The organism is Nonomuraea sp. NPDC004702, from assembly GCF_053601695.1.
On sequence record NZ_JBSGCE010000030.1, the window covers coordinates 16,351 to 38,624 of the forward strand.

Below are 22,274 nucleotides of genomic sequence, written 5' to 3' on the forward strand. Positions count from 1 at the left end.
CTCAGCCTTTCTTGCCGACGGCGAGGACGGCGGTGTGGGACCGGCCTCGGGAGCCGGCCAGATCGACGGTGACGGAGGGCCGCTCGCCCGTCGTGACCGAGACGGTGTCGTCGGCCCTGACCAGGGCGTGCGCGGGATGGGGAAGCACGAGCGTCACCGCCGCCACGGTACGCCCCGGGTCGGAGACCGCCACGGTCGTCCGTCCCGCCGCCCGCCGGACCAGGACCGCGCAGGGAGCCGAGGCCGACACCCCACCCGCCTCCCCCGCCGCCCAGAACGTGGCCGCGAACAGCTCGCCGCCGCCCGCCGAGCGCCCGTGCGCGCGCACCGCCTGCACGGTCGTGGTGTTGGCCAGGATCTCGGCCCGGTCGAAGTCGCGCGTCCGATCGGGCGTGGCGCCCGGGAGCATGACCCAGGCGTAGTCCGCGCCGGACGGGCTGATCCCGTGGTCGAGCCAGAGGGTGGTGTAGTCGCAGGTCACGGTGGCGTCCGTGCCCTGCGTGCTCGCGCCGTCGTTGATCGACCGCCAGGTGTCGGTACGGCGCTCGGTGAGCGAGCGCGGCCGGTGGCCGGACGGGAAGACGTACCCGGCGACGCCTTCGAGGTGCGCCCAGCCGTCGCCGGTGGTGAGCGGGGCGGAGGTGCGCCGGTTCTCCACGACCGTCTCGATCACCCGGCCGTCGGCGCTGGTGATCCCGGCGCCGAGACAGACGACGGCGTCGTCGAGGCACACCCAGGTCTTGCGGGCGGTGAGCGTGGTCCCCACGGCCATCAGGTCGAGCGCGGCGACGCCGTACCCGTCCGCGGTGGCGCCGCCCGCCCAGGCGTTCTTCGGGCGGAACGTGCCGGTGCCGCCGGAGGAGACGGCCGGGTCGCGCGGGCGGGTGTCGACGGTGGTCCCGGCGAGCCGGTGGGAGTCGACCGTGGGCCAGTAGCCGTCGCTGTAGTGGCCGGCGTCGAGGTAGAGGTACGTCGCGCCGTCGCCCTGGTACCAGGCCCGGTAGTTCTCGCCGTTGCCGCACTCGTACAGGGCGATCCGCTTCGACGACAGGCTGATCGCGTACGACCAGCCGGGACGGCGGTGCACGACGCGGTCCATGTCGGCGAACACGTGGTGGCCGCTCGGCCGGGGCGCGGCGGCGACCGCGTCGTCGGCGAGCACGGCGACGGCCCTCGCGGTGGCCGCGACGTCCGCGCCCTCCAGGAACCGGCCGCGCGCGATCCACCCCTTGGCCAGCTCGCGGAACCGCGCCGCGGACGGCTCTCCCGCGCCGGCCGCCAGGCGCAGGATCGCGTCCACGGTGTCGCGGCCCGAGTCGTGGTCCCGGTTGAACTGCCGCGACACCGCCCGCCCGCGCACGCTGTCCATCATCAGCCCGTCGTGGATCCACGGCGCGTACGTGCGCTCCACCGCGTCCAGCACGACCCGCACCGCCGGATCGTCCACCTGCCAGGCGCTCCCGCCGAGCAGGCCGAGGATCGCGCTCACCGACTGGAGCAGGACGACGCCGTACGAGCCGGTGTAGGCCACGACGTCGTGCTGGACGAACGAGCCGTCCTCGTAGTAGCCGTCGCCGGAGGTGACGTAGCCGAACAGGGTGTGCCTGCCGCCGTCGCGCCGGTCGGACAGGCCGTCGCGGGCGAGCGCGATCTTGTCCGAGCTCTCGCCGACGATGCCGCGCAGGGCCACGATGAGCGCCTTGTCGGCCCGGTTCGCGCCGGTCTCGGCGAAGTTCGTGAGGTTCGTCCGGCGGTCGGGGTTCGGGCAGAAGCGGTCCACGGCGCGGATCCAGGCGGCCCGCCGTCCCGCGTCGACGGCGTCGTGCATGAGCACGCAGGTGTCCATCAGCGCGCGCGGGGCGCCGATCTCCCAGTGCCACCAGTTGCCGGTCTCGCGCTTGCCCTCGTTGTAGGCGCGCTCGTAGAGGAAGTCCAGGCCGCCGATGATCTGCGCGGCCAGGGTCTCGTCGGCGTACAGGGCCGAGCCGCGGCTCGCCCAGGCGGTGGCGAGCGCGCGCAGGCGCTGGTGGCTGGTCGCGATGTCGCCGGACACGCCGGTCAGCGGGAGGTCCGGCCACAGGTGCGTACGTCCGGGAGCCAGGTTCATCGACGTCCGGTACGCCGAGGCGGCCGCGTCCAGGCGGGCCAGCGGCGCGGCGAAGGCCGGGTCGCGGGGGTCGAGGTCGCCGCCCGTGATCAGCTCGGCCGCCTTGGCCCGGAGCGCGGCGAAGTCGGCGGGACCCGCCGGTACGTCCGCCCCCGAGGCCGCTGTGCGGCGGACGGTTCCGGCCCAGGCCGGGGTCGCGGTGAGCAGGGGCGCGGCGGCGACGGCGCCGAGGAAGGCGCGGCGGCTGGTCATCGCTCGCTCAGCCGGGTCAGGTCGGCGTCCGGCGCGGGCAGGCCGAGCGCGGCCAGTTCGGCGTACCCGCTCTCCGGGATCGGGAACGCCCACGCGCGCAGGAACCCGGACAGGTCGCGTCCGGCGACGCGGCTGAAGTACAGGGCCATCAGCGTGAAGCGCCGCGCCGAGTCCCCCGAGGACGACGGCGGCGTCTCCTCCCTGACCAGCCGGTGCACCCTGGGGTAGAAGTCGTCGCCGAACCCGAGTTCGAGCTGCCGGAACGGCACCAGCTTCTCGAACGCCCCGAGCCCGGCGTAGTCGGCGACCGGCAGCTTGGCGAGCGCCGTCTCGTAGGCGTTGTTGGTCACCAGGTTGGACGGCATGCCGAAGTGCCGCTGCACGGCCAGGCTGTAGATGTTGACCGTGACCTCGGTGAGCTCGCCCGGCCGCCAGGCCATCTGCTGGTGCTGGTGGCCGAGCTCGTGGTAGACGCCCCAGCCGGTGGTCCGCACCTTGTCGGGCAGGAGCAGGCGGGTCGTGGCGTACGCGTCGTAGTAGGCGGTGTAGGCGTGGGTGGCGTACGCGGTGGACTTGGGGCCGTATTCGGGGCGTACGTTGACCAGGTGCCGGCCGAGCGGGGTCGGGGCGTGCAGCGGGGCGGAGCCGTCCAGGCCGGAGATCGCCGCCTCGACGTCCTCGACCTGCTCCAGCAGGGTCATGAGCTGGGCGTGGTCCTGGTCGCGCACCTGGAGGAAGGTCTCGCGCCGGACGGTCACGATCATCTGCGGCGAGACCAGCTCGACGAAGGGCGCCTGGGTGAACGCGTCCACCTGCGCCTGGAACTCGGCCTCCGTGGTGCCCTCGGGCGCGAACACGGGCGCGGCGAAGGCCGGGCGGCCCTGCCACGCCGCCCGCGTCGCCAGCGCGGGGTCGCCGCAGCCGCTGCTCGGCGCCAGCACGTACGTCGGCGCCGGGACGCCCTCCGGCCCGAACCGCACGACCGCGTTCGCCCTGCGGTCACCGGTGAACGACAGATACACCATGCCGCCGCCCGCGTCGGTGACCGTGTTGACGCCCTCGGTGAGCGGGTGGGCGCGCGGGTACCGGTAGGCGGTGTCGGGGTTGGTGTCGGGGGCGCCGACGTGCAGGGTGGGCCGGGGGCCGTCGGGGGCGCGTACCTCCAGGGTGAGGGGGCGTCCGGGCGGCAGGTACAGGCCGGTCGGCACGAACTCGGTCGTACGGAAGACGGTCTGCATGCGCAGCCGCTCCGCCTCCGCCGCCGGCCGCCCCCGCAGCACCACGGCCCTACGCGCCCCGGGCACCGCGACCCGCCGCACCTCGGCGGCCGCGCCCTGGGGGGCGCCCAGCAACGCCACACCCCCAGCCGCGGCCAACCCCACGACCACGCCCCTGCGGGAAAGCCCCCCAGCGGGGAACGGGCCGGAAGCCCGCCCGGGGGCCGCCGGGGCAGGGCGGGCGGACGTGCCGTCGGGGTTCGCCGGGGCGAGGCGAGCGGGCGTCCCATCGAGGGACGCGGCGACGGGACCGGCGCAGGCCCGGTCAAGGGGCGCCGGGGCAGGACGGGCGGAACCCCCGTCGAAGGACGGCGAGGCGGGACGGGCGGAGGTCCCGTCAGGGGGTGTGGGGGTGGGGCGGGCAGAGGACATGGGGGGCTCCTAGTCGGTGAGCGTCGAGGGGTCGGCGGCGGGGGCCGGGAGGCCGAGGGCGGCGACCCGGGCCAGGTACTCGGCGGTCAGCGGCGCGCCCCAGCGGGTCCAGAAACCCGACAGGTCGGCCCCCGCGATCCGCGAGGTGTAGATCGCGAGGTAGCCCCACCGCTTGGCGGACTCGGTGTAGTCGGAGGCCGGGCGTTCCGCGCGGACCAGCCGGTGCAGGCGCGGGTGGAAGTCCTCGCCGAAGGCCAGTTCGAGCTGCCGGAACGGCACGAGCTTCTCGTACGCCCCCAGCTTCCGGAAGTCGGCCGCGGGCAGCTTGGCCAGCGCGCTCTGGTACGGCGTGAGCCCCGTCCTGGCGTCGGGCCTGGTGAGGTTGGACGGCTGCGCCAGCGTGCGCTGCGCGGCCAGCGCGTAGACGTTGACCGTCACCTCGGTCAGGTCCTCCGGCTTGTAGGCCATCTGCTGGTGCTGGTGCCCGAGCTCGTGGTAGACGCCCCAGCCCCGGGTGCGCAGCCCGTCCACGGCGATGAGCCGGTCGAGGTAGGTGCGCGGGTAGGCGGTCCAGCCGTGGGTGGCGTACGCGCCGGCGCCCGTGGGCATGCGCGGGGCCTCGACGAGGTGGAAGGGCAGCGGGGAACGTTCGGCGGCGGACAGGCCGGAGATCGCGGCGTGCGAGGCGATGACCGTCTCCAGGAGCCGGAGCAGTTCCCCGTGGTCCTGGTCGCGCCAGGCGAGCATGCCGTCGCGGGTGATCGTGACGATGGCGTGCGGCGAGACCAGCTCGGCCTGCGGTGCGGCGGTCAGCGTGTCGAGCTGGGACTGGAACTCGGCCTCGGTGCTCTCCCCCAGCGTGAACGTCGGCACGCGCACCCCGCCCGACAGGAACTTGACCCTGGCGCGCTGCCCGTCGCCGGTCAGCGCCAGGTAGACGAGCCCGCCGCCGGGGTCGGTCACGGTGGTGACGCCCTCGGTGAGCCGGTAGGCGCGCGGGTTCTTGTACGCGACGTCGGCGTGGGTGTCGGGTGCGCCGACGTACAGGGTGGGCAGCACCCCGTCGGGGGCGGTCACCTCGACGGCCATCGGGGTGCCGGCGGGCAGGTGGACGCGGGTGGGGTGGAACTCGGTGGTCCTGAGCGCCTGCTGGAGCCGGAGGCGTTCGCCCTCGGCCGCGGGCCTGGCCCTGAGCGTCACGGTGTGCCGCGCCTCCTGGCCGGCCGTGCGCGCCAGGGCCGGGCGGGAGCCGAGCAGGGCCGCGCCCGTCACCGCTCCGGCCGCGCCGAGGGAGGTGCCGAGAAAGGTTCTGCGTGTGAGGGGGGTCATGGCAGGGATTGTGTAAGCGCTTACTATGCCGGTCAAGGGCTTACTAGAGCTTTCTGCGGCTTTCTATCCCTGCTCCACGCCACAATCCGAAGCCATGATCAGTAAGCGCTTCCTACGGCAGCGGCGCGACCGAGGCCCTGACCACGATGCTCGTGCCGACCTTGGCCATCGTCTGCACGGGCGAGAGGTAGTCGTCGTCGTCCCCGACGTCGAGGCCGAGGCGTACGGCCTGGCGGCCCAGCTCCTCCAGCGGGATGCGCACGGTCGTCAGCTGCGGCCGCAGCTCCTGCGCGATCGGCACGTCGTCGTAGCCCACCACCGAGACCGCCTCCGGCACCGGCACGCCCGCGAGCTCCAGCCCCTGCATCGCGCCCGCCGCGACCGTGTCGTTGGCGCAGAACAGCGCCGTGAAGTCGAGCTTGTCGGCCAGCAGCGCGCGGATCCTGTCGTAGCCGAACCTGCGGTTGAGCTGCCCGAGGTGGATCAGCCCCTTGTCGTAGGGCAGGCCGCGGAAGGCGAGCGCGCGCCGGTGGCCGGCGAGCCGCGCGACGGTCGTGGACAGGCTCGGCGGCCCGCCCAGGAAGGCGATCTTCCGGTGCCCCTGCGTGATGAGGTGGTCCGTGATCGCGAAGGCGCCGCCCTCGTTGTCGTACTCGACGACCCGGGTCGGCACGTCGTCGCCGAGCGACGGCCGGCCGCACAGCACCAGCGTGGAGCCGCTGGCATGCAGCGCGCGGGCCCGGCGGGCGACCTGGGCGGCGTAGGCGCGGTCCTCGTACGCGCCGCCGACCAGGATGACGGCGTCGGCCCGCTGCTCGTGCAGCAGGTCGATGAGCGCGAGCTCCTTCTCGTGGCTGCCGTGGGTGCAGCAGACCATGCACAGGCGGCCGTGCCTGGTGGCCTCGCGCTCGACCCCCCGGGCGATGTAGGCGTAGAAGGGGTCGATCACGTCGTTGATGATGATCCCGACGGTCCTGTTGGTGGCTCCGGCCAGGGCGCGGGCGTGGGCGTTGGCGACGTAGCCCAGCTCGGCGATGGCCCGCTCGACCCGCTGGCGCGTGACCGCCGAGACCGGGTAGTTGCCGTTGATCACCCGGGACACGGTCGCGCTGGAGACGCCCGCGCGCTTCGCCACGTCGGCCATCGTCGCCAGGCTCGGCTCGGTCACCGGCACCTCCTCGCTGTCGATCATGCCATTCGGTCGAGCTCGCCGCGATCGATCTCGTGCAGCAGCGGCAGCCCGGCGGCGTAGCGGGCGATCTCCCCGAGCGTGGACTCGGCCAGCCTGCCGAGCTCGTTGCCCTGCGCGCCCGCCAGATGGGGGGTCACGAACGCGTTGGGCAGGTCGAACAGCGGATGGCCGGCCGGGAGCGGCTCGGGGTCGCTGACGTCAAGTATCGCGTCGAGCCGGCCGCTGCGTACCTCCTTGACCAGCGCGTCGGTGTCGACCAGGCCGCCGCGGGCGGTGTTGACGACGACGGCGCCGTCGCGGAGCATCGACAGCCGCCTGGCGTCGAGCATGCGGCGGGTCTCGCGGGTCTCGGGGGCGTGCAGGCTGACCACGTGCGACCGCCTGACCAGGGTGTCGAGGTCGACGGCCGTGCCGCCGAGCTCGGCGATCCCGGCGGGGTCGGCGTACGGGTCGTAGACCAGCACGTCGGCGTCGAGGCCGCCGAGGAGCCCCATGACGCGCCGGCCGATCCTGGACAGCCCGACCAGGCCGACCGTGATGCCGCGGGTGCCGAGCCAGGGCAGGCCGGAGAAGTCGCGCCGGGTGCCGCGCTCCCGGTAGCGGCGGGCCAGGGTGAAGGCCCGCTTGGCGCCGAAGACGATGGCGGCGAAGGTGAACTCGGCGACGGGCACCGCGTTGGCGTCGGCCGCGCTGCAGACCCGGACGCCGCGTTCCAGGACGGCCGGGTCGAGGAAGGTCTTGACCGTGCCCGCCGCGTGCGCGACGAGGCGCAGGCCGGGGGCGCGATCGAGCAGCCCGGCGTCGATCTTCGGGCAGCCCCAGCCGGTCACCAGGACCTCGGCCCCGGCCAGCGCGCGCAGGGCGTCCGGCGAGCCGACCTCGTGCAGCACCTGGTCGTGGAGCTCGGTCAGCTCACCGAGGCGGCGCAGGGCCCCGTGCCCGAACACCTCCTCGCGCACCCCAGGCGCCATCGCCAGCACGGCGCGCGGTCTCGGCCGGGTGTGCGGAGGTCTCACCGGCGCCTCTTGTCTGCCCACGTCCATCTCCCGATAGTAAGCGCGTTCTACGCACTGCTGCGGCACGCTAGGGCTTCACCTGCGCAAAGGTCAAGGAGTCTGGCGGAGAACGGCACGACTTCCAGCCAGGGGCTTGACGAAGCATGAAAGCGCTTACTAGCTTCCTCGCCAACTGGAAGGACCCAGCGCATGACCGCTACCCTCGACGCCCCCCGTGCCGGGACAGCGTCGTCGTCCGGCGAGAGGCCGCGCAGGCTCTCGCTGTGGCGGCGCCTCCGGCGCGACCGGGTGATGCTCCTGCTGACGCTGCCCGGGCTGATCTATTTCCTGGTCTTCCACTACGGGCCGCTGTTCGGCTACGTGGTCGCGTTCAAGGACTATCAGCCCTACATCGGCTTCATCGACAGCGCCTGGGTGGGGCTGCGGAACTTCGCCACCGTCTTCGGCGACCCCGGCGTCTGGAACGCCCTCGGCAACACCCTCAAGATCACCCTCACCCAGCTCGTGCTCTTCTTCCCCGCACCGATCGCCCTCGCACTGCTGCTCAACAGCGTGGTCAGCGACAGGGTGCGCAGGTTCGTGCAGAGCGTGGTCTACCTGCCGCACTTCATCGGCTGGGTGATCATCGTCTCGGTGTTCCAGCAGATCCTCGGCGGCGCGGGCGCGCTGCCGAACTTCCTGCAGAGCGCCGGCCTGCCGCGCTACGACATGATGACCGATCCCGACGTCTTCCCGCTGCTGGTGACGTTGCAGGTGATCTGGAAGGACGCCGGCTGGGCGACGATCATCTTCCTCGCCGCCCTGCTCGCCATCAACCAGGACCTGTACGAGGCCGCCGCCATGGACGGCGCGGGCCGCTGGCGCCGCCTGTGGCACGTCACGCTGCCCGGCATCACGCCGATCATCGTCCTGCTGCTGATCCTCAACCTCGGCAGCATCCTGTCCGTCGGCTTCGAGCAGATCCTGCTCCAGCGCGACAACGTCGGCCCCGAGGCGGGCGAGGTGCTGGACACGTTCGTCTACTTCAACGGCGTCAAGGACGGCCAGTGGGGGCCCGCGGCCGCGGTCGGCCTGGTCAAGACCATCGTCGGCACCGCGATGGTGCTCGGCGCGAACAAGGTGGCCCACCTGTTCGGCCACGAGGGGGTGTACCGCGGTGGCGACAAGTAGCCGGCCGGCCTGGATGGAGCGGCCCTCCACGCCCGGCCTGATCCTCAAGGGCGCGATCCTCACCGCGGTCGTCCTGCTGGTGGCCTACCCCTTCGTCGGTGTCATCGGCACCAGCCTGTCGGCCGAGTCCGACATCGCGCGGGCGGGCGGGTTCGTGCTGGTCCCGTCCGCGCCGAGCCTGGCGGCGTACTCGACGATCCTCAGCGGCGGGGTGGTGACGCGGGCGCTGCTGGTCAGCGTGCTGGTGACGGCCGTCGGCACGCTCGCCAGCATGCTCGCCACCATCGGCATGGCGTACGGGCTGAGCCGCCGCGAGGTGACCGGCTCGCGCTGGATCCTGATGGTCGCCCTGCTGACCATGCTCTTCAACCCGGGCCTGATCGCCAACTTCCTGCTGGTCAAGCAGGTCGGCCTGATCGACTCGTTCGGCGCGCTGATCCTGCCGAGCCTGGTGAGCGCGTTCAACCTGGTCGTGCTGCGCTCGTTCTTCATGGGGCTGCCGCGCGAGCTGCTGGAGAGCGCCCGCATCGACGGCGCGGGCGACTTCGGCATCCTCGTACGGATCGTGCTGCCGCTGTCGAAGGCGGTGCTCGCGGTGATCTCGCTGTTCTACGCCGTCGGCTACTGGAACGCCTTCTTCAACGCCCTGCTCTACCTCGACGACTCCGACAAGTTCCCGCTCCCGCTGATCCTGCGCACGTTCGTCCTGCAGGGCCGTTCGATGGAGACCGTGACGGCCGCCGAGGCGCCGGCGCCCGTGCAGGCGGTCCAGATGGCCGTGCTCGTGGTGGCGATCGTGCCCATCCTGCTCGTCTACCCCTTCCTGCAGCGCTACTTCACCAAGGGCGTGCTCACCGGCGCCGTCAAAGGCTGACCCCCCAACCCCCCAAGGAAGATCCCATGAGAGAAAGCGTCTCGCGCCGAGGTTTCCTCCGGCTCGGCGCCGCCACGGCGGCGGGTGTCGTCGCCTCCTCCGCCCTCGCGGCCTGCGGTGGCGGGTCCGCCGCGCCCGCCGCCAAGGCGCAGGGGCTGACCATCAAGCTGCCGACGTACACCCCGCCGGCCGGCACGCTCACCCCCGACCTGCCCGGCAGCCCCACGGGCGTGCCCGAGGGCTACTTCACCTATCCGGACAAGCTGTTCAGGGCCGTCGCCAAGCCGCCGATGTCGGGCGGGACCGTGAAGATCGCGGTGCAGACGTTCCTGCCGCCGCCGCCCGGCCGCGCGGAGAACCCGGCGTGGCAGGAGGTGGAGAAGCGGCTCGGCGGGACGGCCGACGTGCAGGCGGTCTCGTCCGACGACTGGCCGACGAAGTTCAACACGATGGTCGCGGGCGGCACGTTGCCCGACATGTTCACCTACATCCAGTCGCAGGGGGTGAACAACCTGCCCGCGTTCGCGGCCAGCCAGTGCACCGACCTGACGGCGCTGCTCGGCGGGGACGCGGTCAAGGAGTACCCGAACCTGGCGGCGATCCCGCAGGTGTTCTGGAAGCAGGGCATCGTCGGCGGCAAGCTGTACGGCATCCCCATCCCGCGCAACATGGTCGGCGGGCTCGGCTTCTACCGGGCCGACATGTTCGCGAAGGCGGGCGTCACCGACCTGGCGCAGGTCTCCGACATGGACCGCCTGTTCGAGCTGCTCAAGGAGGTGACCAGGCCCAAGGACAACCAATGGGGCGTGCTCACCATGGTCGGCGGCGTGTACGGCCTGTCCATCTTCTCGCAGCTGTTCGGCGCCCCCAACGGCTGGCGGCTGGAGAACGGCAGGCTCGTCCACGCCATCGAGACCGAGGAGTACAAGGCGGCCGTCGAGTACGTCCGCAAGCTCCGCGAGGCGGGCGTCATCTACCCCGGCTCGGAGGGCTTCGACGGCCTCAAGCGCAAGAACGAGTTCAACTCCGGCCACGCCGCGATGGTCTACGACGGCCTGCCCGCCTACCTCGGGCCCACCGGCTACCTGCAGACGTCCAAGAAGATCTACCCGGCGGCCGATCCGCGGCCGCTCACGCCGGTCGGCCCGAAGGCCAAGGCGTTCCTCAACAACATCGTCGTCTCGATCACCATGCTGAAGAAGAGCGACGAGCAGCGGGCCAAGGAGCTGCTGCGGGTGGCCGACTTCTTCGCCTCGCCGTTCGGCAGCGAGGAGTACACGCTGTTCAACTACGGCCTGGAGGGCACCGACCACACGCGCGACGCCAAGGGCGCGCCGGTGCTGACCGAGCAGGGCGGGCGGGACACCGCCGTGCCGTGGAAGTTCGTCGCCGCGCCGACGCAGGCGCTGTTCGACTCCTCCTCGAAGGAGGCCGTGAAGATCATGCACGACGCGATCGGCAAGATGATCGCCGTGGGCGTGGAGGACCCGACGGTCGGGTTGTACTCCCCCGCCAACGAGAACAAGTACGAGTCGCTGTACACCATGCGCACCGACCGGGTGACCTCCATCGTGGCCGGGCGGGCGCCGCTGAGCGACCTGGACAAGCTGGTCAAGGACTGGCGGGCGCAGGGCGGCGACCAGGCCCGCGCCGAGTTCGAGGAAGCACTCAAGCAGTCACCGAAGGCGGGCTGACCATGAAGCGGACCGTCATCGCCCTCGTCGCGGCCGCGCTGCTCGGCACCGCCGCCGCCGTACCTCCGTCGCCGGGCTCGCCCGGGGTCGGCGACCCGCTCTTCCCGACGCTCGGCAACGGCGGCTACGACGTGCGCCACTACGACGTCTCCTTCGACTTCACCCCGGTCACCTACGACTTCTCCGGCGTCGTACGGTTCACCGCGAAGGCCACCCAGGCCCTGTCGTCCTTCAACCTCGACACCGACGGGCACGCGATCGACGCCGTCACCGTCGACGGCGAGCCCGCCACCTGGGCGCTCTCCCCCGGGCAGAGCGGTCAGGAGCTGACCGTCACGCCCGCCGAGCCGCTGCGCGAGCACGTCCCGTTCGAGGCCGAGGTGCGCTTCCACGGCAACGGCAAGGCGCCGCGCGCGGGCCTGACCGGCTGGCGCTTCGGCCCCGACGGCGGGTTCGCCGCCGCCGCGCAGTCCAGCAGGGCCGACACGTTCTTCCCCGTCAACGACCACCCGTCGGACAAGGCCACCTGGACCTTCCGCGTCACCGCCCCCGAGGGGTACGTCGCCACCGCCAACGGCGAGTTGACCGGCCGCGACGGCGGCACGTGGACGTTCGAGGAGCGCGAGCCGATGGCCTCGGAGCTGATCGGCCTCGCCGTGGTCAAGGGCACGTACGTCTACGGCACCGGCCCGCACGCGCTCCCCCTGCGGCACGTCGTCCCGCAGGGCCAGGAGGCCAGGTACGCGCCGATCGCCGCCGAGACCGGCGCCCAGATCGCCTGGGCGGAGGCCAGGTTCGGCCGGTTCCCGTTCTCCACGTACGGGGTGCACATCTACCCGGGGTACAGCGACGCGCTGGAGAACCAGACGCTGTCGCTGTTCGGCACCGGGTGGTTCGACCGGCCCACGTACTCCAACACGATGGTGCACGAGCTCGTCCACCAGTGGTTCGGCGACTCGGTGACCCCCGCCACCTGGCAGGACGCCTGGCTGAACGAGGGCCCGGCCGTCTACTACGCGGCCGTGTGGGCGCAGGAGCACGGCGGCCAGCCGCTGGCCGACAGGATGCGCGGCGTGTACGCCAAGCTCGACGAGGTCCGTGCCAAGGACGGCCCGCCCGGCAGGCCGAAGGGCCTCGGCGGCTACAACATCTACGACGGCGGCGCCCTCGTCCTGTACGCCCTGCGCACCGAGGTCGGCGAGGAGACGTTCGACCGGATCATGCGCCGGTGGGTGCAGCGCAACAAGGACGGCAACGCCTCCACCGAGGACTTCATCACCCACGCCGCCGCCACCGCCCACCGTCCCGCCCTGGACGGCTTCCTGCGCGCCTGGCTCTTCGGCACCCAGAACCCCCCGCTGGAGGGAATGTGAACGCCGCGATCGCCCTCGCCCTGACCCTCTCCCTGACCCCCGCGACGCCCCCCGCGACCGGCCCGGCCCCGAAGGTCTTCCACGTCGCCCCGGACGGCCGGTCCGCGGCCTGCAACCAGGTCAACCCGTGCTCCCTGGAGACCGCGCGGGACAAGGTCCGCGAGGCCCTGGCCGACGGCATGGACCGCGACGTCCAGGTCCGCCTGGCGGGCGGCGTCTACCGGATGGCCGCGCCGCTCGTCCTGGACCGGCGCGACTCCGGCCCCGACGGGCACACGGTGACCTGGACTGCCGCCCCCGGCGCTCGTCCGGTGCTGTCCGGCGGCGTGCCGATCACCGGCTGGCGGCAGGAGGGACGCCTCCAGGTCGCGCCCGTTCCCGAGGGCCTGTCGCCCCGGCAGCTGTTCGTCGGCGGCGTACGCGCGGTCCGGGCCCGCGGCGGGTCGTGCCCGGCCGCGACCTGCGACGCGACGAAGACGGGCATGACCGGCGCGGTGAAGAGCGGGGTCGCGGGCTGGGCCGACCCGGCGAACGCCGAGGCGGTCATCAAGGTCAGGTGGCGGAACTACCGCTGCAGGATCGACCGCGTGAACGGCGACGTGATCACCTTCGTCCAGCCGTGCTGGACGAACTCCGCGAGCGGCACCGGCCGCACCGGGCCCGCGTGGGACTCGACGACGGTCGACTCCTCCCGGTACTCCAGGGTGTCCTTCTTCGAGAACGCCGCCGAGCTGCTCGACGAGCCGGGCGAGTTCGTCTTCGACCGGACCGCCCGTACCGTCTCCTACCTGCCGCGGCCGGGCGAGCGACTGGACGACGTGATCGCACCCGCCACCGAGACATTGCTGCGTCTGGAGGGCGCGAGCCGGGTCAGGATCGCCGGGCTGGGCTTCGAGCACGCCGCCTACCGGCAGCCGGACACCGCCGAGGGGTACGCGGGCACGCAGGGCGGCCTCACCCTCACCGGCGCGACCGGCCCCGAGGACCACGCCGGCCGCTTCTACACCAAGCCGGCCGCGGCCGTCGTCGTGCGCGGCGGCCGGGACGTGACCGTCGACGGCGCCGCGTTCGCGCGCCTCGGCGGCGCCGGCGTGATCCTGGAGGGCGGCACCAAGGACTCGGCGGTCACCGGCTCGGCGTTCACCGACCTGTCGTCGGGCGCCGTCTACGTCGGCGACACCGAGCCCAATCCCCCGGCCGAGCTGCGCGGCGAGCGCAACACGGTGGCCCGCAACACCATCACCTGGACCGGCCGCGAGTTCACCGACGCGGTGGGCGTCTGGGCGGGCTACGAGTCCGGGCTGCGCGTGGACCACAACACGCTGGAGAAGCTGCCGTACTCGGGCGTGTCGGTCGGGTGGGGCTGGAACCAGCCAGTGGCCCAGAACCCGGACATGCGCGACAACCGGATCACCGGCAACAGGATCGTGGACGCCATGATGGTCGCCGAGGACCAGCACGACGGCGGCGCGATCTACACCCAGGGCCCGCAGCCCGGCACGGTGATCTCCGGCAACTACCTCAACCGGTCGGCGTACGGCAACACCGAGCGCGACGGCAACGGCGTCTACCTCGACGAGCAGAGCTCCCACATCACGGTCGAAGGCAACGTGATCACCCGCGTCGGCTACAAGTGGATCTCCAACTGGGCCGGGTACGGCATCGACAACCTCGCGACCGGCAACTGGACCGACACCACCGCGCCGGAGCTGTCCGGCCGCTGCTCGCGGCAGGTGGACAACCACACCGCCCTGGAACGGCTGCCCGACGCGGCGCTCGCCGTCGCCGCGGCGGCGGGCGCGAGCCCCGGCCCGGTCGAGCAGCTCGAACCCGACCTGGCCAGGACGGGCAGCGCCACCCAGTCCGCCACCGAGGGCGCCGCGGCGGCCGCCGACGCCCTCGACGGCTCCACGGTGACCGACACCAGGACGACGTCCGCGCCCGGCTCCTGGTGGCAGGTCGACCTGGGCGGCCTGCACCGGATCGGCACGGTGGAGATCTGGAACGACGCCTCCATGACCACGGCCGACGCCGAGCTGCTGGTCTCGGCCACGCCCGACTTCGAGCGGGCCACGCGGGTGCCGCTGCCGGGCCGGGCGCTGCGCCCGTCCGTGATCGCGGTGGACGCCGAGGGCCGGTACGTGCGGATCCAGCGGACCGGCACCGGCAGGATCGGCCTGTCGGCCGTCATGGTGCACCCATGAGCTGGTTCACGCAGGCCCGGTTCGGCCTGTTCATCCACTGGGGCATCTACGCGGCGGCCGCCCGCCACGAGTGGGTGCAGTCGTACGAGAAGATGGACGACGAGCGCTACCGCCGCTACTTCGACCACTTCGACCCCGACCTCTACGACCCGGCCGCCTGGGCCGACGAGGCCGTCAACGCCGGGATGAAGTACCTGGTCGTGACGGGCAAGCACCACGACGGCTTCTGCCTGTGGGACTCCGCGCTGACCGATTTCAAGGCCCGGCGCGACCTGCTCGCCCCCATGCTCGACGCCTTCAGGGAGCGCGGCCTGCGTACCGGCCTGTACTACTCCCTGCTCGACTGGCACCACCCCGACTTCCCCAACGACCTCTACCACCCCCGCCGCGACGAGGACCTCGGCGAACGTGACGTCGCCAAGTACGCCGACTACCTGCACGGCCAGGTGCGCGAGCTGCTGACCCGCTACGGCCGCATCGACACGATGTGGTTCGACTTCTCCTACGCCGGGCGCGGCTTCGGCGCCAAGGGCCCCGACGAGTGGCGTTCGGCGGAGCTGGAGCGGATGGTCCGCGAGCTGCAGCCGGGCATCCTCGTCAACAACCGGCTCGGGCTCGGCGGCGGCGACTTCACCACGCCCGAGCAGGTCATGCCGCCCGGCGGCGTGCCCGGCCACCGGCCGTGGGAGGCGTGCCAGACGCTCAACGGCAGCTGGGGACACCACCGCGACAACCAGGACTGGAAGCCGGTCGAGCTGCTGGTGAAGATGCTGGTCGACACCGTGTCCAAGGGCGGCAACATGCTGCTGAACGTCGGCCCGAACGCCCGGGGCGAGTTCGAGCCGCGCGCCCTGGAACGGCTGCGCGGGATCGGCGCGTGGATGCGCCTGCACGCCCGGTCCATCCACGGGGCGGGGCCCGCGGAGTTCGAGGCCCCGCCCGACTGCCGCTACACCCGACGCGGCGACCGGCTCTACCTGCACCTGCTGTCGTGGCCGATGCAGCACGTGCACCTGCCCGGCCTCGGCGGCCGGGTGGCCTACGCCCAGTTCCTGCACGACGCCTCGGAGGTGCCGTTCGTCGAGATCGACCCGAAGGAGCCGTTCCACCACTACCTGCGCGGCCTGCCGGAGGACACCCTGACCCTGCGGCTGCCGATCACCCGTCCCGACGTGACGATCCCGGTCGTCGAGCTGTTCCTGAGGCCCTAGCCCGTACTCCTGTGACACTCGCGATCACGAATGCCCCCGCGTGAACGCGCGGGGGCCGCTGGACAATCGCAGTGGGCGCGTTGACCGATTCCTTGCGTCGTCCAACGATTGGCAGGATGTCCGGGCGGAAATAACCGCGGCGGCATGGAGCGGAAATTCTAGGAACGGCAGTCCGTCATGAATTCAAAGCGCGATCACCTGCTCGAACACGTCGAGCAGGTGCACAACAAATACCACGAGCTGGTGGCGCGGGCCTGGGACGACCCGGAGTTCAAGGAAAGGCTGCTCAACGATTCCGACACGCTGTTCCGCGACAACGGGATCCAGCTCCCCGACGGGGTCTCCGTACAGGTGCACGAGAACACCGAAGGGGCGTGGCACTTCGTCCTTCCGGCGCACTGCGAGGACCTGTCGGACGAGGAGCTGGAGTCGGGAGAGATGGCGTCGACGTGCACGTGCACGTGCTGCTGCGGCTACACCATGGCACTTGAACAGCGGCTCGACCAGGGCCCCGGGTCGGATCACTGACGGAGGCCGGAGCCTGCCTTGGTCGTCAAGCCCGCCCTGCGGCCCGCGTTCCACGCCCAGATCGTGGCGGAGGAGGGCGTGTTCCTGCTCTCCGAGCGGGACCAGTTCGTCCTGACCGGGAGGCTCTACCGCCTCCTCGCGCCCTTCCTCGACGGCAGCCGCGACGTGGCGGAGATCGTCCATTCGCTGGCCGGGGAGGCGACGGCCGTCGAGGTCCACTACGCCCTGCGCCTGCTGGAACGCAAGGGCTACATCGTGGAGGGCGCCGACGTCCGCCCACCGGGCGGCGGGCCGGCTGACCGGATCGCGTTCTGGCACGGCCTCGGCGTGCCCAGCGGCCCGGCCGAGCGCCGCCTCTCCGAGGTGGAGGTCGTGGTCACCGCCCTCGGCTCCGTGGACGCCGGGCCGCTGGAGCGCGCGCTCGCCGAGGCGGGAGTGCGTCTCGCGCGGCCCACCGCCGGAAGCCCTCCCGGCACGGGGTCAGGCCGGTTCGCCGTCGTCGCCACGGACGACTATCTGCGCGACGAGCTGGCCGCGGTCAACGCGGAGGCGACGGCGGCCGGCCGGCCGTGGCTGCTGGTGAAACCCGCGGGCACGATCCTGTGGATCGGTCCGGTGTTCCATCCGGGACGGACGGCATGCTGGGAATGCCTGTCCCAGCGGCTGCGCGGCAATCGCCGGGTCGAGTCCTACCTGCGGCTCCGGTCCGGCGCCCCGGTCATCCCGCCGGGCGGCCTCACCGGTGGCATGGTCACCGAGGCGGGAGCCCGGCTGGCGGCCGTCGAGACGGTGAAGGTGATCGGCCGCGGCCTCAACCTGGCGCCGGACGCCTCGCTCGTCACGTTCGACCTGGCCGATCTCCAGGCCGAGACGCATCGCGTCGCCCGGCTGCCGCAATGCCCGGCGTGCGGCGACGCCCGTGCGCGCGACGTCCTGCCGGCGCCTCCGGCACTACGCAGCCGGACGAAGGCGTACACGCTCGATGGCGGTCACCGCGCCGTCACCCCGGACGAGACGCTGGCCGCCTACCAGCATCACGTCAGCCCGCTCACCGGCGCCGTCATGCCGCCCCGCAGCGTGCCGGTCGCCGGGGACGGCCTGATCCGCTTCTACGCCGCCGCGCACCACTCCCCGCTGGTCGCCCACGACCTGACGGAACTGCGCGGTCTGCTCCAGGACGTGAGCGCGGGCAAGGGCGTGTCCGACACGCAGGCCAGGGCCAGCGTCCTCGCCGAAGCCCTGGAAAGATACTCGGGCTATTTCTGGGGGGACGAGCCGCGCGAGCGGGCCAGCCGCCGCGAACTCGGCGACGCGGCGATCCTGCCCGGCACGTGCATGCTTTTCAGCGACCGCCAGTACGCCCGGCGCGCGGAGCACAACAAAACCGGCTCCCTTTACGAAGTGGTGCCGGCGCCTTTCGACGAGGACGCCAAAATAGAATGGACGCCGGTCTGGTCGTTGACGGCCGGCGCCCACAAATTCCTGCCCACCGAGTATTGCTACGGCTATTTCGTGGACCCCGCCCAGGAGGTCGACCGGTACTGCCTGGCGGACTCCAACGGGAATGCCGCGGGAAACACCCTCGAAGAGGCGATCCTGCAGGGTTTCATGGAACTGGTCGAGCGGGACGGCGTGGCCTTGTGGTGGTACAACCGGCTGCGGCGTCCGGCCGTCGAACTGGGCGGCCTCCGCGACGGCACTGTCCAGGAGCTGTGCCGTCGCCACCGCGCACTCGGCCGCGACGTATGGGTGCTCGATCTCACCAATGACCTGGAAATCCCGGTCTTCGCGGCGGTCTCCCAGCGGACGGACGGCGGGCCCGGCGAGATCGTGTGGGGGTTCGGCGCCCATTTCGACGCGCGGATCGCGGCGCTGCGGGCTCTGACAGAGGTGAGCCAGAGCATTCCCCGGGCGTCGTCGCGGAACGACGTGCACGACGCGCGCCTCGACCCGCGGGTCCGCGAGTGGTACCGCACCGCGACGCTGGCCGACCACCCCTACCTGGCGCCCGCCGACGCCCCACCCCGGGACTACGGCCACACCGTCGGTACGGTGGGCGATGACCTGTACGACGACGTCCGGCGATGCCAGGAGATCGTGGAGCGGCACGGGATGGAGCTGCTCGTCCTCGACCAGACGCGGCCGGAGATCGGCCTCCCGGTCGTCAAGGTCGTCGTCCCGGGCCTGCGGCACTTCCGGCCACGGCTGGCCCCCGGACGGCTGTACGACGTCCCGGTGAGGCTCGGCTGGCTCGACGCGCCTCTGGGCGAGGCGGAGCTCAACCCGCTCCCCTACGTGTTCCCGTGACCGCCGCCGCGCGGGAGGTCCCGCTCGTCGTCGCCTTCCGTCCCGAGGTGTCCGTACGGCATGCCTCGCCGAACCAGGTGACCCTGTCCGGAGGAGGCGGCGTGATCACCCTCCGGCAGGTGAGCCGGGGGGTGGCGGCGGCGCTGGGCGTCATGGCCTCGGCAGGGGCGACGAAGCACGAGCTGACCCGGCTGGTCCGCGACGGCGACGGTGACTTCGCCCTGCCCCGTTTCGCCTACCGGCTGCGCCAGTGGTCCAAACTGGGCCTGCTTCGCCACTCGCTGGTCGTGGACGGCAGCCCCGTCGCCGTCGTGATGCCGAAGGCCGCCGAATTCGAGCCGCGGGCCCACATGGTCGGCCCGCACACCCGTCTGCGCCTGTCGCGCTTCGCCTACTGCCGGCGGGACGGGGACGCCGTGGTCGTCGAGTCGCCGTTGTCGTCGGCCCGGACGATGCTGCCCGGCAGCGGCGGGCTCGCGCTGGTGGGCGCGCTGGCACGACCACGATCGATCGACGAGCTCGGTGCCGTGTGCGCGGACTGGGCGCCGGAGACCGTACGGACGCTGGCCGGGCTGCTCGTGGCCACAGCCGTCCTGACCGTGCTGGACGAGGACGACGCCTGCGCAGAAGACGCCGACGCCGCACTGGCGGCCTGGGAGTTCCACGACCTCGTCTTCCACTGCCGCAGCCGCCGCGGACGGCACGACCAACCGGTGGGCGCGACGTACCGCGGCGCCCGGACGACCGACCCGCCGCCTGCCGTCAAACCGGCGATGACCAGCGACGGCATCGCCTTGTACAGGCCCGCTTCCAGCCGCCTGGCCGACGACGGTCCCGCGTTCACCGAGGTGCTGGAACGGCGGAGCTCGCGCCGCGAACACGGCGCCCGGCCCATCAACGCGCGGCAGGTGGGCGAGTTCCTGTGGCGGGTGGCGAGGGTCCGCGGTTCCACCACTGTCCCCGTCACGGCGGGCAGATCCTACGAGGTCACCAGCAGGCCGTACCCGAGCGGGGGCGGCGCCTACGATCTGGAGCTCTACCTGGTCGTGGGCCGGTGCGCCGGCCTGGCGGCGGGCGTCTATCACTACGATCCGGCGAACCACCGGCTGCACCGGCTGACCGGTCGCGACGACCCGAACGCCCGGGCGCTGCTGCGGGAGGCCAGAGCGGCCGCGGGGATGTCCGCCGATCCGCAGATCCTCATCACCTTGGCGTCGCGGTTCGGGCGGTTGTCCTGGAAGTACAGCGGCCTGGCCTACGCCTTGGCGCTGAAGAACGTCGGAGCGCTCGTCCAGACCATGTATCTCGTCGCGACCGCCATGGACCTGGCCGGCTGCGCGCTCGGAGGCGGGGACACGGCGCTGTTCGCGGCGGCGACCGGCGCCGACCCGTTCTCGGAGCCGTCGGTGGGCGAGTTCGTCCTGGGCGCGAGTCGATCCGGCGGCCGGCGCGCAACGTAGCTCTGGGTAACGACCGACCTTGATGCGCTCCAGAACGGCGCGGAACCGCGGGCTGTCTCCGGCCTGGCCGGCGGCCAGGACGAAGGACAGCGGACGGCATCGACCATCGGCCGCCAGAGCTCACCGTCCAGGACCATCCCGGCGGCATGATGGTGGCCTGCATCAGTTGCTCGAACACGCCGTCCCGCGCCCAGGTGCGGAACCGGTCGTAGGCGGTGGACCCTGGCCCGTACTCCTCCGGCAGGTCACGCCGACGGAACTGCCCGCCGTCATGAGCCGATCCTCGAAGCCGCGAGCGCCTGCGGCCTCCACCCGCACATTGTCCAGGGAGCCTGTCGCGGTGAGGAGACTGTCGTCACCCACAACGGACAACCCCTGTGCGATGCACTTCATCGCACGCTGGGTCTCCACGCTCCAGCTCTCCCTGTACGCGGCCGCAAGGGCTGGACCTGACCCACCCCTCCCCCGCCGATCCTGCGGCCGTGCGCCGGCGGTTGTCCGGCCGTTGCGGCGGAGAGTCCGGCGCCCGTCAGGGCTGCGGCAGCGGGATGATCTTGCGGTACTTCCCTCCGGCCGACTGCTCCGGCGGCTCCTCCGCGCGCTCGATCGTCACGTGACCGGCCTTGTGCTCGGCGAGCAGATGGACGGCCCGGTCGTGGGCGGCCTGCCAGACGCGGTCCGCGTCGGCGCCGCCGGCGGCCCGCAGGCGTACCCGCAGGACGGTGGGCGCGGTCTGGACGAGCTGGAACTGCTCCATGCCGGGTACGGCCAGCGCGGTGCTGAAGGACATGGGCGAGATGCCGACGCGCTCGCCGGACCCGGTGGGAAAGGTGAGCAGATCGGCCGCACGCCCCTGCACCTGGACGGCCGGGAGCGGATTGCCGCACGGGCAGGGGTCAGGACGCATCAGGACGCTGTCGCCGAGGTCGTAGCGCAGGATCGGCTGGACCCGGTTGGCGAGGTTGCTGATCAGGACGGTGTGTGAGAGCCGCCCGGGCGGCACCGGCCGGTGGTCGGCGTCGACCGGCTCCAGGACGACCCAGTCACTGTTGACGTGGTACCAGCCCTCCCGGCAGCCGGCGGTGAGGAAGCCGCACTCGCCACAGGCGTAGGCGGCGCGGACCTTCGCCCCGAACGCGGCGGCCAGGCGTTCCCGGGTCTGCGGGCTCAGCGTCTCGCCGCCGGGGATGACGAGCGCCGGGCGGATGCGCAACCGGCCGGCCTCCTGTTCCCCTGCCAGCAGCGTGAGCAGCCCGACGAAACCGGCGACGCTGGCCGGATCGAACCGGTTGAGCTCGTCGACCATCTCCTCCATCGACTGGTCGGTCCGGATGATCCGCATCAACCGGCCCAGCCACGGCCGTTCCAGAGCCGCCCGTGCCGGCCCGGCGAGGGTGGCGAAGTGGCCCCCGGGCGCCGTGACGATGGCGGTGCGGCCGGCGCGGGCGAGCGTGCGCAGGACGTCGCGGGCCGACAGCCCGGCGCCGGTGCGCAACCCGGTGGCGGTGTGCACGGCCAGGCACCGATCGTCCTGCACGAACAGGCCGCGCTGCCCGCTGGTGCCGGTGGTCGTGGTGACCAGATAACGGCCCAGGAACCGGTGGCCCACCAGATCGGGATCGGCCACGAACTCCTCGACTCGCTCCCGGGTCACCTCACGGTCGGTGACCCAGTCGTCGAAGCGGGCCATCAGTGTCCTCTTGTCGGTGACCGGGAGCAGCTGCGGGTCGTCGGCCCCTTCCGGCAGGTCATGGTAGAGCTCGCGGTAGAGGGGCGAGTGAGCGCGGGCATGGGCCACCAGCTCGGCCAGGCGACCCCGCCGCCGCCGCGCGATCGCCTCCGGGCCTTCCCGTACGGCGCGCCGCATGTCGCGGGCGAGCCGCCGGACGCTTTCCTCCATGATCGTCG

General features: G+C 72.4%; 15 protein-coding genes and 1 pseudogene. 9 read left to right on the forward strand and 7 right to left on the reverse strand.

The window, feature by feature from the left end; translation table 11 throughout:
• Position 1: 1 nt before the first annotated feature.
• From ACWEJ6_RS31295 to ACWEJ6_RS31315, 5 genes are all read right to left on the reverse strand, one after another.
• On the reverse strand, positions 2–2,359 hold the full coding sequence (locus ACWEJ6_RS31295) for a polysaccharide lyase 8 family protein (RefSeq protein ID WP_452428404.1): 2,358 nt from the start codon (positions 2,357–2,359) through the stop codon (positions 2–4).
• Positions 2,356–3,711: a M60 family metallopeptidase gene (locus tag ACWEJ6_RS31300; protein WP_452428406.1), complete on the reverse strand. Its 1,356-nt coding sequence runs from the start codon at positions 3,709–3,711 to the stop codon at positions 2,356–2,358. Before ACWEJ6_RS31300 ends, ACWEJ6_RS31295 begins: the two co-directional genes overlap by 4 nt.
• Before the next feature lie 306 nt (positions 3,712–4,017).
• Positions 4,018–5,337, reverse strand: coding sequence for a M60 family metallopeptidase (locus tag ACWEJ6_RS31305; RefSeq protein ID WP_452428408.1), 1,320 nt, complete (start codon positions 5,335–5,337; stop codon positions 4,018–4,020).
• Positions 5,338–5,449: 112 nt separating this feature from the next.
• Positions 5,450–6,529: a LacI family DNA-binding transcriptional regulator gene (locus ACWEJ6_RS31310; RefSeq protein ID WP_452428410.1), complete on the reverse strand. Its 1,080-nt coding sequence runs from the start codon at positions 6,527–6,529 to the stop codon at positions 5,450–5,452.
• Positions 6,526–7,566, reverse strand: coding sequence for a hydroxyacid dehydrogenase (locus ACWEJ6_RS31315; RefSeq protein ID WP_387667224.1), 1,041 nt, complete (start codon positions 7,564–7,566; stop codon positions 6,526–6,528). The genes ACWEJ6_RS31310 and ACWEJ6_RS31315 overlap by 4 nt, the downstream gene beginning before the upstream one ends.
• Before the next feature lie 168 nt (positions 7,567–7,734).
• On the opposite strand from ACWEJ6_RS31315, the gene ACWEJ6_RS31320 reads away from it, so the two are divergent.
• The 9 genes from ACWEJ6_RS31320 to ACWEJ6_RS31360 all read left to right on the forward strand — a co-directional run bounded on the left by ACWEJ6_RS31320 (position 7,735) and on the right by ACWEJ6_RS31360 (position 20,366).
• The gene (locus ACWEJ6_RS31320; RefSeq protein ID WP_449914950.1) at positions 7,735–8,715 is read left to right on the forward strand and encodes an ABC transporter permease; all 981 of its coding nucleotides are present in this window, start codon (positions 7,735–7,737) and stop codon (positions 8,713–8,715) included.
• Positions 8,702–9,589 (forward strand): carbohydrate ABC transporter permease, encoded by an 888-nt coding sequence (locus ACWEJ6_RS31325; protein WP_357985905.1) that lies wholly within the window; start codon positions 8,702–8,704, stop codon positions 9,587–9,589. The genes ACWEJ6_RS31320 and ACWEJ6_RS31325 overlap by 14 nt, the downstream gene beginning before the upstream one ends.
• 26 nt (positions 9,590–9,615) lie before the next feature.
• The gene (locus tag ACWEJ6_RS31330) at positions 9,616–11,283 is read left to right on the forward strand and encodes an extracellular solute-binding protein (protein ID WP_452428413.1); all 1,668 of its coding nucleotides are present in this window, start codon (positions 9,616–9,618) and stop codon (positions 11,281–11,283) included.
• A gap of 2 nt (positions 11,284–11,285) precedes the next feature.
• Positions 11,286–12,656 (forward strand): M1 family metallopeptidase, encoded by a 1,371-nt coding sequence (locus ACWEJ6_RS31335; protein WP_452428415.1) that lies wholly within the window; start codon positions 11,286–11,288, stop codon positions 12,654–12,656.
• A complete protein-coding gene (locus tag ACWEJ6_RS31340; RefSeq protein ID WP_452428417.1) occupies positions 12,653–14,860 on the forward strand; it encodes a right-handed parallel beta-helix repeat-containing protein in 2,208 nt (735 codons plus the stop codon). The genes ACWEJ6_RS31335 and ACWEJ6_RS31340 overlap by 4 nt, the downstream gene beginning before the upstream one ends.
• Positions 14,857–16,071, forward strand: coding sequence for an alpha-L-fucosidase (locus ACWEJ6_RS31345; RefSeq protein WP_452428419.1), 1,215 nt, complete (start codon positions 14,857–14,859; stop codon positions 16,069–16,071). Before ACWEJ6_RS31340 ends, ACWEJ6_RS31345 begins: the two co-directional genes overlap by 4 nt.
• A gap of 177 nt (positions 16,072–16,248) precedes the next feature.
• Positions 16,249–16,599 carry an NHLP leader peptide family RiPP precursor gene (locus tag ACWEJ6_RS31350; protein WP_452428421.1) on the forward strand — a complete coding sequence of 117 codons (351 nt, stop codon included), beginning with the start codon at positions 16,249–16,251 and terminating at the stop codon, positions 16,597–16,599.
• Between the two features lie 18 nt (positions 16,600–16,617).
• Positions 16,618–18,906 carry a TOMM precursor leader peptide-binding protein gene (locus ACWEJ6_RS31355; protein ID WP_452428423.1) on the forward strand — a complete coding sequence of 763 codons (2,289 nt, stop codon included), beginning with the start codon at positions 16,618–16,620 and terminating at the stop codon, positions 18,904–18,906.
• A complete protein-coding gene (locus ACWEJ6_RS31360; RefSeq protein WP_452428425.1) occupies positions 18,903–20,366 on the forward strand; it encodes a SagB family peptide dehydrogenase in 1,464 nt (487 codons plus the stop codon). The genes ACWEJ6_RS31355 and ACWEJ6_RS31360 overlap by 4 nt, the downstream gene beginning before the upstream one ends.
• Before the next feature lie 172 nt (positions 20,367–20,538).
• Here the strand turns inward: ACWEJ6_RS31360 and ACWEJ6_RS31365 are convergent.
• Positions 20,539–20,610: pseudogene (locus tag ACWEJ6_RS31365) on the reverse strand (hypothetical protein); the annotation flags it as partial.
• A 285-nt stretch (positions 20,611–20,895) separates the two neighbouring features.
• On the reverse strand, positions 20,896–22,266 hold the full coding sequence (locus tag ACWEJ6_RS31370; RefSeq protein WP_452428427.1) for a hypothetical protein: 1,371 nt from the start codon (positions 22,264–22,266) through the stop codon (positions 20,896–20,898).
• Between the last annotated feature and the right edge of the window lie 8 nt (positions 22,267–22,274).

Coding starts and splice junctions, on each gene's coding strand:
- ACWEJ6_RS31330 (WP_452428413.1), top strand. CDS start 9,616: ATGAGAGAAAGCGTCTCGCGCCGAGGTTTCCTCCGGCTCGGCGCCGCC.
- ACWEJ6_RS31320 (WP_449914950.1), top strand. CDS start 7,735: ATGACCGCTACCCTCGACGCCCCCCGTGCCGGGACAGCGTCGTCGTCC.
- ACWEJ6_RS31310 (WP_452428410.1), bottom strand. CDS start 6,529: ATGATCGACAGCGAGGAGGTGCCGGTGACCGAGCCGAGCCTGGCGACG.
- ACWEJ6_RS31335 (WP_452428415.1), top strand. CDS start 11,286: ATGAAGCGGACCGTCATCGCCCTCGTCGCGGCCGCGCTGCTCGGCACC.
- ACWEJ6_RS31345 (WP_452428419.1), top strand. CDS start 14,857: ATGAGCTGGTTCACGCAGGCCCGGTTCGGCCTGTTCATCCACTGGGGC.
- ACWEJ6_RS31305 (WP_452428408.1), bottom strand. CDS start 5,337: ATGACCCCCCTCACACGCAGAACCTTTCTCGGCACCTCCCTCGGCGCG.
- ACWEJ6_RS31350 (WP_452428421.1), top strand. CDS start 16,249: ATGAATTCAAAGCGCGATCACCTGCTCGAACACGTCGAGCAGGTGCAC.
- ACWEJ6_RS31370 (WP_452428427.1), bottom strand. CDS start 22,266: ATGGAGGAAAGCGTCCGGCGGCTCGCCCGCGACATGCGGCGCGCCGTA.
- ACWEJ6_RS31295 (WP_452428404.1), bottom strand. CDS start 2,359: ATGACCAGCCGCCGCGCCTTCCTCGGCGCCGTCGCCGCCGCGCCCCTG.